The sequence below is a fragment of the Bacillus cereus group sp. MYBK222-1 genome, assembly GCF_051916425.1.
Taxonomy (GTDB): Bacteria; Bacillota; Bacilli; order Bacillales; family Bacillaceae_G; genus Bacillus_A; species Bacillus_A paranthracis.
The window spans coordinates 126,328-142,186 of record NZ_JBQAGP010000009.1; the positions used below are offsets into that span (position 1 = coordinate 126,328).

Below are 15,859 nucleotides of genomic sequence, written 5' to 3' on the forward strand. Positions count from 1 at the left end.
TAAAAGAAAAAACGAGCAAATTGCGTTATGCAACTTGCCCGTTTTTCTTTTCGTTATTTTTTTTCTGATCACGATTCATTAATGGATAGAAGGCAAAGCCGATTACGAATAAACCAATTCCGAGAAGGAATGTTTTTATATCGGCTGCTCCTGTTTTAATAACCCACAGTGCGTAGCAAAGTGCAATCACTGCGACTATGCCATCTGTAATTCTTGCCCGCATTTCATTTTTATACGTTTCACCAGTTGCGACTAGTTTTAACTGGAAGATTGGTGAAACGAGATATGGAATGAGGTAGGCCAGTGTCGATACAGTAATAACGAATGTATAAGCTTCCGCAATTGTTCCTGATAATGTTGAGAATAAGAACACTTGCGACATAATGTTTGTTAATCGTAATGAATAAATTGGACTTCCTTTTTTGTTTGTTTTTGTGAAGAAGGAAGGGAAGAAACCTTCTTTTGCTGCTTGATATGGTACTTCTGAGCTTAATAAAATCCAGCCTAAGATGGAACCGAATAGGGAAGTAAGAGCAAGTAATGCCATCAGTTTCCCGCCGCCATGACCCATTGCAGCGTTTAGTGCATCTGCTAATGGACGTTCAGAAGCTTGTAATTTATCAATGTGAAGTACACCCATTGTTAAAATTGTAATTCCTAAGTAAATCGCAACTGTAATAAGTAATCCCGCAACTGTTGCGCGTTTTACCGTTTTTGGAGAAACAGCACGGTTTGATAAAAGAACCGCTGATTCAATTCCGATAAATGCCCAAAGCGTCGTAAGAGCAGCTAAGTTTACTTGTGAAAGAAGGCCGTGTGATACACCTGATTTATCGATCATCGGTGTGTACCATTGTCCAAACTTAGAAGCTTCGAATGCAAATAATGTAACGACGATGAATAATAGGAATCCAGTTACTTTCGTTGTTGTTGCTAAGAAGTTTAGCTTTCCAGCTCCGCTTACACCGTTTGTTAATATAATATGAGTTCCCCAAAGTAAGATGGAACAAATCGTAAATGTAATTAGTTTTCCGACTTCTACATTAAAAGAACCGATTGAAAATAGTAGTCGTGTATCTTTCATAATTGGGAAGAAGAGTGATAAATATCCCGCAAATGATGTAATGATGGCAACGTTACTTGCCCAGTTTGCAACCCAATATCCCCATACCATACTGAAACCAGCCATTTTTTTCTTTTTTGGTGTTGAGAATAAAGCATATGCATGACTTTGTGGCCCTGTCGTTAAATCAGGACGACGAATTGCTAAATTACCGAAAACAAGAGCTAGCATTAAAACACCAAATCCTGTTGTTAACCAAGCTAAAGTGACACCGAGAGGGCTTGCTGTTTGTGCCAACGTACTTGGCACCATGAAAATACCAGCGCCAACCATGTTACCGACAACGAAAGCTGTGAGTACCCAAAAGCCCCATTTTTTTTGTTGCATAGAAAATACCTCCAAAGTTAGTATAACCAAGTCAAGCGAGGAGATATGTATGTCTTCCTGAGTCAGGAAGAGAAGTCCCAAACAAAACAAAAAAAGCACGTAATTTGCCGCTACATGCTTTCTATCTTATAAGAAACCCACGACATACCTCTCGATAGCTCTCCACAAACGAAACGTTTGTGACAGTTCTGCACTTATTAAGTAGCAGACCCAGCAAGCGTGCATGGTGGACACGGGCTTACTTCGGCAACCATTCCTTTCTCATTCCTTCATCAATGCCACTACATCTCCGGAAATGATACTCTTAATGATTGCAACCTCTACCTCACCGAGATACGAATGAGGATTTAAATATTAAATTAACGTATTTAAGAGTAACAAATGAATTTTTATACGTCAATGGATATAGTAATAATCAGATTATAGAGAAGAGTTTGTGATTAAAATTATGAGGGATTATTATGTAATATTGAATTTTCATAATATAATAAATGTTATTAGCGCTAGATGATTGAAAAGGGGATGAAGTATATGTCTGTATGTCATAAACATTCAGTAATAGGTGTGTTAGATTCGGGAGTTGGGGGATTAACAGTTGCGAGCGAAATTATAAGACAATTGCCTAAAGAGAGCATTTATTATATTGGTGATAATGAGCGTTGTCCGTATGGGCCAAGAAGTGTAGAAGAGGTACAATCTTTCGTATTTGAAATGGTTGAGTTCCTCAAACAGTTTCCGTTAAAAGCTCTAGTTGTAGCATGTAATACTGCTGCAGCTGCTGCATTGACTGCGCTGCAAGAAGCACTTTCTATTCCGGTTATTGGCGTTATCCATCCAGGAGCAAGAGCGGCAATTAAAGTGACGAAGAAAGGGGAAATCGGAGTAATTGGAACTGTAGGTACGATAAAATCTAATATGTACGAAAAAGCATTGCATGAGCTTGATACATATTTGAAAGTGCATAGTCATGCGTGCCCGACCTTAGCTACAGTTGTAGAAAATCAATTAGAAGATACAGCATATGTAACCGAGCAAGTGAAACAAGCTTTACTGCCATTAACGAAAGAAGATATAGATACGTTAATTCTTGGGTGTACGCATTATCCACTTTTAGAGTCTTATATTAAAAAGGAACTAGGAGAGGATGTAACGATTATTAGTTCTGCAGAAGAAACAGCGATAGAGTTAAGCACAATTTTACAGCACAAAGGAATTTTGTCTGACAATCTGAATCCTGAGCATCGATTTTTTACAACAGGCTCTGCCTTATCATTTGAACATATTGCTGAGCGTTGGCTAGGATATCACATTTCTGTAGAATGTGTGGATTTACCCGTAAAGAATGCTCGCATCTGTAATTAGACTGTATGAAAGTACTTTTTGTTCAATACACTAGGTTAGTTGCATAAGAAGGAAAAAATGCACTTTTAATTGAAAGGATTAAGGTCATTTCAATTAAAGGGGAGATTGGATTATGGAATTATCAAGGTCTCAATTATTTGCTTTAGAGTATATTTCAAAATATGCAGAGAACGAAAAACGTGAGGCGAAAGCAACAATTAATCATATACTTAACATGTGTAATATTACAGATGAAATATTTGAAGAAGCTGTGGCTAACTTAAAATCTCATGCAAGGATCGCTTTACACTTTCATCCAGACAGACTCGATTCGAGTATGAAAAGTGTTGCTGAAGCATTGTTTGAGCAAGGAATATATAAAAGTCAGTTTGAAACATTGCTATCTAACGGAAGCGTATCTGCTTATCCTGGCGGTGAACGTGACCTTTGGGAACAGAGAATATTTGGAGGAGCATATCAATTGGAAGGTGTAACGAATGATCAACGGCCAAAGTATGGGGCGCTAAATTTGATGTTACATCCAGATGGGCCGGCTCCGCGTTTTGGATCATGTTATTTTCTCTTATCTCCAAAAGTTTCTTCTCGCTCTACATATACGTATTTAGATTCGCATCAAGATCCAAAAGAAAAGGGGACTTATGAGGAGTTTGATATGATTTTAGCTGCTCTTTTGGAAGAGACATTCGTAAGAGAGTGTGCAATTGGTGAAGGGAATTTGACTCCAACAAGATTAGTTAATCATTTACTGGCTAACATGGAAAGGCCGTTTATAGATTTAGTAAGCAAAGAGCCAGCCCGTAATCTTAATCATTATATTGAAGCGCAAGTTCATGGAGAGATTTCTCTTAAAGAAGACGTGGAGGCGCTTGTTGTAGATCCTTCATTTAAGGATACGGATGTAGGAAGAACTTTAGAAGAAATTTGCCTGAAGTATGCTATGGATTTGTATTGGCACACAGGTTTTGTACTTATGGTAGACGACGTTCCAATGGATTTTAGAGGTTCAAAAATGCCATCTTTAGCAAGACGCATTGCACGGAATCATTGTATCGATGCAAATATAATCGGTTCTGCTGTAGCGGATTTGAAACGCAATCCATTATCTTGGAGTGATCGTGGAACTTATGAGGAAGTGCTTCAAGAATTAAAATTATTATGGCATGTTTTAGTTCGGTTTGGAAAACCAAATCGGAAGTAGAACGAAATACTCTGTTTTTTGGAAGTATATATAGAAAAGAAGCTGATCTAAAACTAGATCAGCTTCTTTGTATAAGATTAAACTAAGTTTAATACAGTTACTTTTTCACGTGTCATAGACTCAAGGCTCTTACGAATACCTTGTGCGCCCATACCTGAACCTTTTACACCGATGAATGGGAAGTGGTCAGGACCGCGCTCTGTGCGTCCGTTAATTTGAACAGAACCAGTTTCGATTTTGTTAGCAATTGCAAATGCTTTGTTAATGTCTTTAGTGAAGACACTTGCTTGCAGACCGAACTCTGATTTGTTAGCAATTTCAATTGCTTGCTCATCTGAAGAAACACGAATGATTGGAAGGATTGGGCCAAATGGCTCTTCCCAAGCAACTTTCATTTCTTCTGTTACGTGGTCGATTAATGTTGGATAAATTAAGTTACGCTCACGTTTATTACCGATAACGATTGTTGCACCTTTTTCCACAGCGTCGTCAACTAAACCTTGAACGAAGTCAGCAGATTTATCGTCGATTAATGGAACGATTGTGCTGTCTTGTTCTGGAGATCCAACTGATAGGTTAGCTACTTGCTCTTTTAATAAGCCAACAAGCTTGTCTGCTACGTTTTCGTGTACAAGTACACGTTTAATAGCTGTACAACGTTGACCAGAGTAAGAGAATGCACCGCTTACGATATGGTTTGCAGCATCTTGTAAGTCAGCATCTTCACGAACGATACCAGGGTCTTTACCACCAAGTTCTAATACAAGTGGAATCATTGAAGCTTTTTTCGCTAAATGTTTACCTGTGTTTGTACCACCTGTGAACGATACCATATTGATGCCTTCGTGTTCTACTAAGTAGTCACCAATTACAGAACCACGTCCTGTCGCTACGTTTACAAGACCTTTTGGAAGGCCAGCTTTATGAAGTGCTTCCACCATTTTAATACCGCTAATTGCACCTTGAGTTGCTGGTTTGAAAATAACAGCGTTACCCATAATTAATGCTGGTGCAAGTTTTGCAGCAGATAAGTTTACTGGGTAGTTAAATGGTGCGATTGCTAATACAACACCAAGTGGTGCGCGTTGGATAATCGCAAGTTTTGATTTTGTACCGCCCGGGAAGCTATCGCCCATCATGCTTTCCCCGTGCATATGTAAAGCTTCTTCAATCGTATAACGAATGAAATCAGCTGTACGAACAACTTCTTTCTTCGCATCTTTATATCCTTTACCGACTTCTTTCATAATGATATCGGCAATTTCATCCTGCATATTTACGAGCTCATCAGCCCATTTATATAAATACTTTGCGCGATCTTGTAGAGAAGCTTCCGCCCATGATTTTTGAGCTTCCTTTGCAGATGCAATTGCTTCATCTACTTCTCCGCGAGTAATTGCTTGTACTTGTCCAATTACTTCGTGTAAGTATGGAGATGGAATTTCAATCGTTTCTCCTGAAGAGCTTTCTCTCCATTCTCCATTTAAATAAAATTTGTACGTATTGCTAGTTGTCATGATTAGTCCTCCTAAAATAGCAACTTGTAAGAGTGAGTATAAGGTGATTGTATGGGGTTTGATAACATTTTTCAAATGAAATATTTGTGAAAACGATTTCTTATGAAGTTTTTATTTTGTATGCCCTTTCTTACAGAACATTCCCTTATTTCGAAATGATGGATCATATGTTTTTATTCAATTTGTAAAAAAAACAATTGACAGAATACTCAATAAAGTTATAAGATTATAAATGGAAAATAAATGAAGGGGGTGTGCGTAATGATTGTAATCGTAAATGTAATGGGTTTAGCTCTGTTAAATGGCAGAAAACATTTATATCATTACGCAACCCGTGCGGATATATAGGGCATTTTTGTCTTATAAAAAGCGTACGTTGCGTATATCGTAACGTACGCTTTTATGCATTTTTGTGCATATCGTCAAGCGGCGGTATGCTTTTTTTTGTTTATTTTCCATGTTACTAAATAAAACTTTGGAAGGTGGAAAAATGTGATGAGATTGTATGGGTTACGAAATGTAAATGTAATGGGTCTGGATAGCGGATAAAGAAATGAGAGATAAACGAGAACGAGAAGGGAGAGATTACATTGTTTTCAGTATTACTAAAGTTAAAGTGGTTTTTTAAGGAGCACTGGAAGAGATATAGTATCGCCATTGGAGCTCTTTTAATTGTGAATATAGTTGAAGTTATTCCCCCGAAAGTGTTAGGGGTTACGATAGATAATATAAAAACAGGAACGTTATCGAACGAAGCTATTATACAGTCTATTCTTATTTTAATTGGGGTTACGATAGTTGGGTATGGCCTCACTTTCGTATGGCAACATCAATTGTTTGGCGGTGCATTCGTGCTTGAGAAAACGATGCGCTCTAAATTTATGGGGCATTTACTTAAGATGACGCCGACTTTTTATCAAAAAAATCGTACTGGTGATTTAATGGCGAGAGCGACAAATGATTTAAAAGCAATCGCTATGACAGCTGGTTTCGGTATATTAACGCTCGTTGATTCGAGTTTATATATGCTTACGATTGTCTTTATGATGGGATTTACAATTAGTTGGGAGCTTACATTTGCGGCACTTATACCGCTTCCAATTATGGCGTATGCGATGAATATATATGGAAAGAAATTGCATGAAAGATTTACAGTTGCGCAAGATGCGTTCGGTGATATGAACGATAAAGTATTAGAATCGATTGCTGGCGTGCGTGTTATTCGTGCGTATGTACAAGAGAATGTAGATCAGGAAAGATTTCATCAATTAGGAGATGACGTCTACGAAAAGAATATGAAAGTAGCTAGAATTGATGCACTATTCCAGCCAACTGTGAAAATGCTTGTCGGTCTTAGTTATTTAATTGGTTTAGTGTATGGCGCATATCTTGTATTTCAATCAAAGGTGACACTTGGTGAACTTGTTTCCTTTAACGTGTATTTAGGGATGATGATTTGGCCGATGTTTGCAATTGGTGAATTAATCAATGTTATGCAAAGAGGCAATGCGTCACTCGACCGTGTAAATGAAACGTTAGCGTATGAACCAGATGTAAAGGATCCGAAACATCCAAAGCTTGTACAAGAGCCGGATTATATTCAGTTTGATGATGTTACCTTTTCATATCCTTCATCAACTGAAACAAATTTAAAAAAGGTTTCGTTTACCTTAAAACAAGGGGAAACGCTTGGTGTTGTTGGAAAAACAGGAAGCGGAAAAACGACGCTCGTACGTCAGCTTCTTCGCCAATATCCGCTTGGAGATGGAGATATTGCAGTCTCTGATGTGACGTTAGATCAAATGACGAATGAAAATGTGCTTGGGTGGATTGGTTATGTACCGCAGGAACATATTTTATTCTCAAAAACAGCGAGGGAAAATATTTTATTCGGAAATAGGGAAGCGACGGAAGAGGAACTCGAGAAAGCGATTGAAATTGCAGCGTTTAAAAAAGACTTAGAGTTTTTACCAGAAGGGTTAGAAACACTCGTCGGAGAGAAAGGTGTTTCCTTATCAGGAGGGCAAAAACAAAGGATTTCGATTGCACGAGCTGTTATTCAAAATCCGGAAATATTAATTTTAGATGATTCTTTATCAGCTGTTGATGCTCGTACGGAAGCAGCGATCATTGAAAATATAAGAACAGAGAGAAGCGGAAAGACGACGATTATTACGACGCACCGTTTATCTGCCGTACAACATGCGGATTGGATTCTCGTGATGGATGAAGGAGAAGTAATAGAAGAAGGTACGCATGATCAGCTTATTCAAAAGGGAGGCTGGTATGCGGAACAGTTTGAAAGACAACAAGGAGAAAGTGAAAGTGCGGATAGTGGGGTGAAAATATGAGCGTTTCAAAACGATTGTTTCAATACGCAATGAAAGTAAAAGGGACGATTTTTGCAGCGATGCTAATGTTATTTATTTTCGTCATCGCAGAGCTTGCTGGTCCTTTCGTCGCGAAAACGATGATTGACGATCATATCGTTGGAATAGAGAAGCCTTGGTATGAAACAGAAAAGAGTGAAGAGGCTGTTTCGTATAATGGCGCCTTTTATAAGCGAAGCGATCGCTTCCAGGAAGGTGAGAAAAAAGGAAAAGAAGTACGCGTGATGCAAGTCGGTTTTCAATATTACTTTGTACCGAATAAAGTAAATCTAGAAGGGGCACGGACTGTAAAAGGTGATATGATTACCGTTCAAAATGGTAAGGCGGTGCAAGTGTATAAAGCGAAAGCATTGACGAAAGAAGAAGTGTTTTCGTTTTATAAACCAGAAATAAACCGACTATTATTACTTGGTGGAGGCTATTTTGCTTTATTAGTAGTCGTTTCATTATTTGCATACGGAAAGCAATTTTTCTTGCAGAAAGCAGCGAACAAAATTATTCAAATTATGAGGGAAGATGTCTTTTCTCATATTCAAACGTTGCCGATTCGGTATTTTGATCATTTACCAGCAGGGAAAATTGTGTCGCGTGTAACGAATGATACAGAGGCCATTCGTGATTTATATGTAACGGTGCTGGCAACATTCGTTTCTAGTATCATCTATATTATTGGGATATTTGCTGCGCTATTTTTACTCGATGTAAAATTGGCGACGTTATGTTTACTCATCATCCCAATTTTAATTGTTTGGGCTATTTTATATAGAAAGTACGCGTCTGTATACAATCATAAAATGCGTTCGCGTTTATCTGATATTAACGGAACAGTGAATGAATCCATTCAAGGGATGCCAATTATTCAAGCGTTCCGTCAAGAGCGTGAAACGAAAAAAGAATTTGAAGAATTAAATGGCGATTATTTTAAGTATCAAAATAAAATTTTAAATTTAAATGCAGCAACTTCGCATAACTTAGTAGCCGTATTAAGAAATATCGCTTTCACAGGAGTAATTTGGTATTTCGGCGGTGCTTCATTAAGTGCTACAGGCGTCATTTCTTTAGGGATACTATATGCGTTCGTTGATTATTTAACACGATTATTCTCACCGATTACAAATATGGTGAATCAGCTTGCTAACTCAGAACAATCGCGCGTTGCATCAGAACGTGTTTTTGAATTATTAGAGGAAAAAGGGGAAGCAGTAGAAGAAGAACGTATACCTCGCTTACAAGGAAATGTGAAGTTTGATAATGTGTCGTTTTCTTATAATGGAAAAGATGAAGTGTTAAAAAATATTTCATTTGAAGCGAAACAAGGCGAGACAGTCGCACTTGTCGGTCATACTGGCTCAGGAAAAAGTTCCATTATGAATGTACTCTTTCAGTTTTACGAGTTTGAAAAAGGAAAGCTTACAATTGACGGTCATGACGTAAAAGAGATGCCGAAACAAGCAACTCGTGAACATATGGGAATTGTACTGCAAGATCCATTTTTATTTAGCGGAACAGTAGCATCTAATGTTAGTTTAGAAAATGAAAATATTTCAAAAGAGCGCATCGTAAAAGCATTGCGTGATGTAGGTGCTGAAAGATTTGCGAACAATATAAATGAAGAAATTACGGAGAAAGGAAGTACACTTTCAACCGGAGAACGTCAGCTTATATCGTTTGCTAGGGCGCTCGCTTTTGACCCAGCCATTTTAATATTAGATGAAGCGACATCTAGTATCGATACAGAAACAGAGGCGATGATTCAACAAGCGCTAGAAGTTGTGAAAAAAGGAAGAACGACATTTATTATTGCCCACCGTCTTTCAACAATTAAAAGTGCAGATCAAATTATCGTGCTTGATAGAGGGACGATTTTAGAAAAAGGGTCTCATGATGAATTAATGAAAAAGCGCGGGCGTTATTACGATATGTACAAAACGCAAATGGAAGGGAATCAGAGCGCTTAATAGGTATGGGGAGGAACTTGTGATTTTCACAAGTTCTTTTTTAGTGAATCACGGCAATTAAATAAGAAGTATTATTTTACCTTTCGTACAATAAATGCTATATTAAAAAATGTTACTTATTTTTTGTATGTAGCATTATTTTTCCTTTTTGTTTGATTATGAAGAAAAAGGATAAACTAAATAAGAACATTTTCATTGAAAAATTGTTCAAGATTGCATACAATCAATATAGTTTTTAAATTCCTATCAGAATACTTGGAGGATTACCATCATGAAGAAATTATTTTCAGTACTTGCAGTAACTACATTAGCAATCGGGATTGTAGCCGGCTGCGGTAAAGAAGAGAAAAAAGATACAGCTAGTCAAGACGCGTTACAAAAGATTAAACAAAGCGGTGAACTTGTAATTGGTACAGAAGGTACATACCCACCATTTACGTTCCACGATTCAAGCAATAAATTAACTGGATTTGACGTTGAACTATCAGAAGAAGTTGCAAAACGTTTAGGTGTAAAACCTGTATTTAAAGAAACGCAATGGGATAGCTTACTTGCTGGTTTAGATGCAAAACGTTTCGATATGGTTGCAAACGAAGTTGGTATTCGTGAAGATCGTCAAAAGAAATACGACTTCTCTAAACCATACATTTCATCTTCAGCGGCATTAGTTATCGCAAAAGATAAAGATAAACCTGCTACATTTGCTGATGTAAAAGGATTAAAAGGAGCACAATCTTTAACAAGTAACTATGCAGATATTGCTAAGAAAAACGGTGCAGAAATCGAAGGTGTAGAAGGATTTAGCCAAGCGGCAGAATTATTAGCTTCAGGACGCGTTGATTTTACAATTAATGATAAGTTATCAGTATTAAATTATTTAGAAACGAAAAAAGATGCAAAAATTAAAATTGTAGATACAGAAAAAGAAGCGTCACAAAGTGGATTCTTATTCCGTAAAGGTAGCACTAAGCTTGTACAAGAAGTAGATAAAGCGTTAGAAGATATGAAAAAAGACGGTACGTATGACAAAATAACGAAAAAATGGTTTGGTGAAAATGTATCTAAGTAGTGCATTGATTTCAGATCGATTGTCTACTTGGATGGATATTATGCAGACTTCCTTCATGCCTATGCTGAAGGAAGCTGTTTTTACGACAATTCCATTAACGCTTATTACATTTATTATCGGTCTTATACTGGCAACGTTAACGGCGCTTGCACGTATTTCAGGTAGTCGTATTTTACAATGGATTGCTCGTATCTATGTATCTATCATTCGCGGAACGCCACTTCTTGTACAGTTATTTATTATTTTCTATGGTCTGCCAACTCTTAATATTGAAGTTGAGCCATATACAGCAGCAGTTGTTGGATTTTCATTAAATGTCGGTGCGTATGCATCTGAAATTATTCGTGCTTCTATCCTTTCCATTCCGAAAGGGCAGTGGGAAGCAGCTTACACAATTGGGATGACATATCCGCAAGCGTTAAAACGTGTTATTTTACCGCAAGCAACGCGCGTATCAATTCCGCCGCTTTCGAATACATTTATTAGCTTAGTGAAAGATACTTCATTAGCATCGTTAATTTTAGTAACAGAAATGTTCCGAAAAGCGCAGGAAATTGCGGCAATGAACTATGAGTTTTTAATTGTTTATTTTGAAGCAGGTCTTATTTATTGGGTTATTTGTTTCTTATTATCAATCGTACAACAGATGTTAGAAAAGCGTTCAGAACGCTATACATTAAAATAATCCTTTTACAAAAGGAGTTTTTGTTTTTATGATTTCAATTCAGCACTTACAAAAAAGTTTTGGAGATAATACCGTACTAAAGCATATAGATTTAACAGTTGAGAAGGGCGAGGTTGTTGTTATTATCGGGCCGTCTGGATCTGGTAAAACGACATTCCTGCGTTGCCTTAACGTATTAGAAACGCCAAACGCTGGTCATATTCGTATCGGTAATAAAGAGCTTAACTTCTCTCAAAAAGTAACGAAGAAAGATATTGTCAACCTTCGTACGCAAACAGGTATGGTATTCCAGCACCATAATCTATTCCCGCATTTAACAGCACTTCAAAATGTAATGGAAGGGCTCGTTACGGTGAAAAAGATGGGGAAAGAAGAAGCGAAGAAAAAAGCAAACTATTTCCTTGAAAAAGTTGGTTTAGCAGATAAAGTGGATTTATATCCGTTCCAATTATCAGGCGGACAACAACAGCGCGTTGGAATTGCTCGCGCGCTTGCAATGGAACCAGAAGTGTTACTATTTGATGAGCCGACGTCAGCGCTTGATCCTGAACTCGTTCAAGAAGTTCTGAAGGTCATGAAAGAACTTGCTAAAGAAGGTATGACGATGGTCATTGTAACGCACGAAATGCGTTTTGCACATCAAATTGCGAACCGTGTTATTTTCATGGATGGCGGTGTCGTTGTCGAACAAGGTACACCAGAAGAAGTATTTACAAATCCAAAAGAAGAACGTACGAAGAAGTTTTTACAAATGTTGCAATAAATGAAGGAAGGTCTCAAGGCATATGCCTTGAGACCTTTTTGCCATATATATTTATTTGTGGAATCCGCCAAGGCTTTGCTCAGCCATTGCAACTAGACGTTTTGTGATTTCGCCACCAACAGAACCGTTAGCACGAGCTGTAGAATCTGCTCCTAATTGTACACCAAATTCTTGAGCGATTTCGTACTTCATTTGGTCGATTGCAGCTGTTGCTCCTGGTACTACTAATTGATTTGAAGAATTTTGGTTTGCCATAGGAATATATCCTCCTTAGAGTTATAAAAATTTTTTTGGTTGGACTAGCTGGAGTTGAACCAGATTATCGCCCCGTTTGGCGCTAATCCATCGGTAATTAAGTTTGTACTCATAGTATGGATGTTACCTAGAAAGATATACGAAATAATAATTTGTAAATTTTGTAAAAAAATCTTAGTGATTTCGTAAATTATGAAATAAGAGTAATCGTTTTATTTTTTAGAAAGAAGGTAAAACTAAGAGCGATATGAAATATATTTTTCTTTTTGTATCCTGCTATTTTGAGGTAAATGTAAGTAAGAACGGGGCAAGACGCTCCTATACGTAGCTAGATACAATTATATGGAGGAATCGTGATGGGAATTTGCCCGCTTTGCAACGCATTAGAATCACAAACATATTCTTGTCAAAATTGCCAAAGTATACTCCAAGATTATGGGAAGGCTGTAGATTACATAGACGATTATAGTGCGTATATGGACCAAGAATTATTAAGTGCAGTAGATGGATTGACACATAATAATTCAAATGAATATTGCAATCATATTTTTTATTGCGGAGTATGTAACGTGGAAACAGAGTTTGTAGTAAAACTTGTGTAAATAGAAAACTTCCACCTTATGAATGAGGTGGAAGTTTTTGTTTTTGTATTTGTGAGTGAATCATAGGAGACGGAATATGCTCGTTGTTTGAGGAAGTCTCTGATTTTATTTGAGACATTTTTTCTTTTGTATCGCGCAAAGAGTGTTCAGTTAAGTAGATGGCATATTCGTAAAATAATTGGCGCGTTAGTTCACTTTGTTCTTTTAACTTGGCATCTTGGAATACAGTTCGCCCTGGTTTAGAGTTTGCTTCAAAGAGCCATGGGTTTTCCTGCGTGTCTAAACCGATATCAAAACCGATTTCTCCAATATTTCCGGTTACTTGTTCATCGAGCGCGTAACTAATTTGTAAGGCTGTATGTTTTAATTTATTTTCAATTTGAATTTGTTTCGTTGAATCAGGAAAAAGTTCTTGCAGCAATTTCGTATCGCCACCGCTATTTACATGCGTTGTTAAGCTACCTTTGCCAGCAATTTTTGCTACGATTGCACTGACCATCCATTGGCCGAAATGATTTTTATTTGTATGAATGCGAAAATCAACAGGTTGCCCATCGAAGCGAAGTAAGGAAATACCTTGTTGGACGATAAATTTTTTTAAATCATGTCCTTTTAACACATGGTTCAGAAGCGTTTCTAATGATTGGTACTTTCTTAGTTTATTTTCTTCATTTTCGCGATAACGACAGTAGTAGCAATTCTCTGCTTGAGAATAAAATAGTTGATGAATATTTCTACCGAAGCTACCATGAATCGGTTTCATATAAATGGATTTATACGTTCCGAGAAATCGTTCCACTTGTTCGAAGTGCTGAAATGTTTCTGTGTTTGGTAATAACGGCATGAGGGATTCATCTTTCATAAGAAGTTGATGTACTTCCCATTTATTAAAAAACCCTGGGTTAAACCAAGGAATAGCATAGTCATGCTCTAGCTTTCTTTTTGCTCTTACGATCGGTTTATAATTTTCGGCTTTCCGATTTGGTAATCGATCGTAAATGACATTCGGTAAAGGGACTTTTTTCTTTATCCACTTTTCCTCTTGAAAGAAATACCCTTCAATTGTTTCGTCTTCCCAGTCTATATGTTGCACACCAAAAACGAATACAAATGGTCGTAAGGTGAATGGTGGCGTTAGTAACTCGCCAAGAGAAGTTGAACGGTTCCCTAAAGGATTAGAAGCGTCATCGTTAAAACCAGTTGTGAAAATCCCGATTAATGGTCCGAAAATAATCGTTTCATTTTGTGTGAATGCATGGATAGTAGTGGAATGAGGCAGTAAAAGTTTTTCAGCAATTTGTTTTCCAATTATGATTTCGCGAGTAAAGGAATAATGAATTTTTACCTCTTCACTTGCAACATGGCGTAGGCCGAAGGAAAGGGATGTAATTGGTGGTGTGATGGAAAAAATATAAGGTAAAGTAATACTATTTGGATGTTCATCTGAAATATTTAACGTATATATGTGCTCTTTCAAAATAGACTTACCCCCTTTCTTTATGGTGTAAAGCGACTAAATTGTAATGGTCCGTGATATATTTTTTCGGCTAATGAATCACTATGACGAATGTAATGTTCGTACGGGGGAATCGTGTTGACATACATAAGCCAAATTGCCCCTTTTTGATCCATAATAGTGGAAAGCTCTAGCTCGAATAATGAAGAATAAGATGCATCTAGCGTTTGAAACACTTCATTTATAATGTCTTGTAAAGCGTCTTGTAACAATTGTACACCGGTACTAGATAGTACGTATTTAATTTTTGAAAATGCATGCAGCGAGGAATCATCGGTTGCCGATAGTAAAAGTTGATTCGGAAATGAACTTTTTTGTATAAACTGACCGATAACGTTCCACTTCTGTTCTTTATTTTTTTGTAAAATGGTTCGAATATGGAGTGGGTATGTTAATTGATTTGGAGGTTGCAGCATTGTATGCGTGATGTAACGTGCTGATCGTATATGAGATTTGTACCAAGATATAAATTCATCAGTTCGTTTAATTGGAGTAGAAGTATGGTAAGCATTATTTATCGTATCAACATGAAACGTTTTATTTTTATAAACGACCCGGTACAAACTTTCATTGGAATGTGCGTTAGTAGGACGTATAATAATATCTTTTGTTTTTAATAACAGTTTGAAAACGTTGTGTATCGTTGCTATTTCAAATTTTGGTATATAAGGAGATAATTTTTTATTCGTGAGAAATACATCATGTAGTTCGCTTAAGTCAATGAGTGTGTTATTTAAAAAGGTAGTGGAAGCACGGTTGTGTAATGAGCGAATAATTGACTTTGCTTTTTCGACGTTTGTTTCCTCGTTAAAAGAAGAACGATCGTATATATAAGAAGGAATAGGGAATATTTGCTCTTTCCATTTTCCTGTATCTGTATCATAAATCAGACCAGAAATAAGATCTGTTTTAGGATCAATACCAAACGGCGTAAACTGGGCAACGACATTATGATAAAGCCGAGCGCGTTTAGCGATTTCGGTGTAATACGTTTGCTCATAATGAGGGTGAGAAGTTAAAATACCGAGAACCAACGAAATCACTCCTTTACTAACAAAATGTTGGCATAATAGGCGAAGCTATATATTGCAAAT

Annotated in this window: 13 protein-coding genes and 1 riboswitch; of the genes, 8 read left to right on the plus strand and 5 right to left on the minus strand. The window is 37.1% G+C overall.

All coding sequences use genetic code 11. The features are described 5' to 3' along the window. Positions 1 to 25: 25 nt before the first annotated feature. Positions 26 to 1,450 (minus strand): amino acid permease, encoded by a 1,425-nt coding sequence (locus ACTFR9_RS25390; protein WP_001186312.1) that lies wholly within the window; start codon positions 1,448 to 1,450, stop codon positions 26 to 28. 147 nt (positions 1,451 to 1,597) lie between these two features. After that, a riboswitch (Lysine riboswitch) is annotated at positions 1,598 to 1,781 on the minus strand. Between the two features lie 200 nt (positions 1,782 to 1,981). Between ACTFR9_RS25390 and racE the strand changes: the two genes are divergently transcribed. Continuing rightward, entirely contained in the window at positions 1,982 to 2,812 is an 831-nt protein-coding gene (gene racE, locus ACTFR9_RS25395) for a glutamate racemase (RefSeq protein ID WP_000109652.1), read from the plus strand. Between the two features lie 112 nt (positions 2,813 to 2,924). Then, on the plus strand, positions 2,925 to 4,010 hold the full coding sequence (locus tag ACTFR9_RS25400; protein WP_076855666.1) for a DUF3626 domain-containing protein: 1,086 nt from the start codon (positions 2,925 to 2,927) through the stop codon (positions 4,008 to 4,010). A 77-nt stretch (positions 4,011 to 4,087) separates the two neighbouring features. Here ACTFR9_RS25400 and gapN read toward each other — a convergent pair whose 3' ends face one another. Continuing rightward, on the minus strand, positions 4,088 to 5,527 hold the full coding sequence (gene gapN, locus ACTFR9_RS25405) for an NADP-dependent glyceraldehyde-3-phosphate dehydrogenase (RefSeq protein ID WP_076855667.1): 1,440 nt from the start codon (positions 5,525 to 5,527) through the stop codon (positions 4,088 to 4,090). 590 nt (positions 5,528 to 6,117) lie between these two features. On the opposite strand from gapN, the gene ACTFR9_RS25410 reads away from it, so the two are divergent. The 5 genes from ACTFR9_RS25410 (at position 6,118) to ACTFR9_RS25430 (ending at position 12,392) form a co-directional block, all read left to right on the plus strand. Further along, positions 6,118 to 7,878, plus strand: coding sequence for an ABC transporter ATP-binding protein (locus ACTFR9_RS25410; RefSeq protein WP_061185594.1), 1,761 nt, complete (start codon positions 6,118 to 6,120; stop codon positions 7,876 to 7,878). After that, positions 7,875 to 9,875, plus strand: a complete 2,001-nt coding sequence (locus ACTFR9_RS25415) for an ABC transporter ATP-binding protein (protein ID WP_229136804.1) — start codon at positions 7,875 to 7,877, stop codon at positions 9,873 to 9,875. Before ACTFR9_RS25410 ends, ACTFR9_RS25415 begins: the two co-directional genes overlap by 4 nt. A 271-nt stretch (positions 9,876 to 10,146) precedes the next feature. Next, on the plus strand, positions 10,147 to 10,944 hold the full coding sequence (locus tag ACTFR9_RS25420) for an amino acid ABC transporter substrate-binding protein (RefSeq protein WP_061131389.1): 798 nt from the start codon (positions 10,147 to 10,149) through the stop codon (positions 10,942 to 10,944). Further along, positions 10,931 to 11,629, plus strand: a complete 699-nt coding sequence (locus tag ACTFR9_RS25425) for an amino acid ABC transporter permease (RefSeq protein WP_002170323.1) — start codon at positions 10,931 to 10,933, stop codon at positions 11,627 to 11,629. The genes ACTFR9_RS25420 and ACTFR9_RS25425 overlap by 14 nt, the downstream gene beginning before the upstream one ends. A 28-nt stretch (positions 11,630 to 11,657) precedes the next feature. Then, positions 11,658 to 12,392: an amino acid ABC transporter ATP-binding protein gene (locus ACTFR9_RS25430; RefSeq protein ID WP_000623602.1), complete on the plus strand. Its 735-nt coding sequence runs from the start codon at positions 11,658 to 11,660 to the stop codon at positions 12,390 to 12,392. 51 nt (positions 12,393 to 12,443) lie between these two features. Here the strand turns inward: ACTFR9_RS25430 and sasP are convergent, their stop codons facing one another. Further along, positions 12,444 to 12,647: a small acid-soluble spore protein, SasP family gene (gene sasP, locus ACTFR9_RS25435; RefSeq protein WP_000013338.1), complete on the minus strand. Its 204-nt coding sequence runs from the start codon at positions 12,645 to 12,647 to the stop codon at positions 12,444 to 12,446. A 356-nt stretch (positions 12,648 to 13,003) separates the two neighbouring features. Between sasP and ACTFR9_RS25440 the strand changes: the two genes are divergently transcribed. Continuing rightward, complete coding sequence (locus ACTFR9_RS25440) at positions 13,004 to 13,249, plus strand: hypothetical protein (protein ID WP_000510467.1); 246 nt, start codon at positions 13,004 to 13,006, stop codon at positions 13,247 to 13,249. Between the two features lie 16 nt (positions 13,250 to 13,265). Here the strand turns inward: ACTFR9_RS25440 and ACTFR9_RS25445 are convergent, their stop codons facing one another. Further along, a complete protein-coding gene (locus tag ACTFR9_RS25445) occupies positions 13,266 to 14,726 on the minus strand; it encodes a YheC/YheD family endospore coat-associated protein (protein ID WP_061185597.1) in 1,461 nt (486 codons plus the stop codon). 20 nt (positions 14,727 to 14,746) lie between these two features. Continuing rightward, positions 14,747 to 15,799, minus strand: coding sequence for a YheC/YheD family protein (locus ACTFR9_RS25450; RefSeq protein WP_076855668.1), 1,053 nt, complete (start codon positions 15,797 to 15,799; stop codon positions 14,747 to 14,749). Positions 15,800 to 15,859 lie beyond the last annotated feature (60 nt).

Coding starts and splice junctions, on each gene's coding strand:
- ACTFR9_RS25390 (WP_001186312.1), bottom strand. CDS start 1,450: ATGCAACAAAAAAAATGGGGCTTTTGGGTACTCACAGCTTTCGTTGTC.
- racE (WP_000109652.1), top strand. CDS start 1,982: ATGTCTGTATGTCATAAACATTCAGTAATAGGTGTGTTAGATTCGGGA.
- ACTFR9_RS25400 (WP_076855666.1), top strand. CDS start 2,925: ATGGAATTATCAAGGTCTCAATTATTTGCTTTAGAGTATATTTCAAAA.
- gapN (WP_076855667.1), bottom strand. CDS start 5,527: ATGACAACTAGCAATACGTACAAATTTTATTTAAATGGAGAATGGAGA.
- ACTFR9_RS25415 (WP_229136804.1), top strand. CDS start 7,875: ATGAGCGTTTCAAAACGATTGTTTCAATACGCAATGAAAGTAAAAGGG.
- ACTFR9_RS25420 (WP_061131389.1), top strand. CDS start 10,147: ATGAAGAAATTATTTTCAGTACTTGCAGTAACTACATTAGCAATCGGG.
- ACTFR9_RS25425 (WP_002170323.1), top strand. CDS start 10,931: ATGTATCTAAGTAGTGCATTGATTTCAGATCGATTGTCTACTTGGATG.
- ACTFR9_RS25430 (WP_000623602.1), top strand. CDS start 11,658: ATGATTTCAATTCAGCACTTACAAAAAAGTTTTGGAGATAATACCGTA.
- sasP (WP_000013338.1), bottom strand. CDS start 12,647: ATGGCAAACCAAAATTCTTCAAATCAATTAGTAGTACCAGGAGCAACA.
- ACTFR9_RS25440 (WP_000510467.1), top strand. CDS start 13,004: ATGGGAATTTGCCCGCTTTGCAACGCATTAGAATCACAAACATATTCT.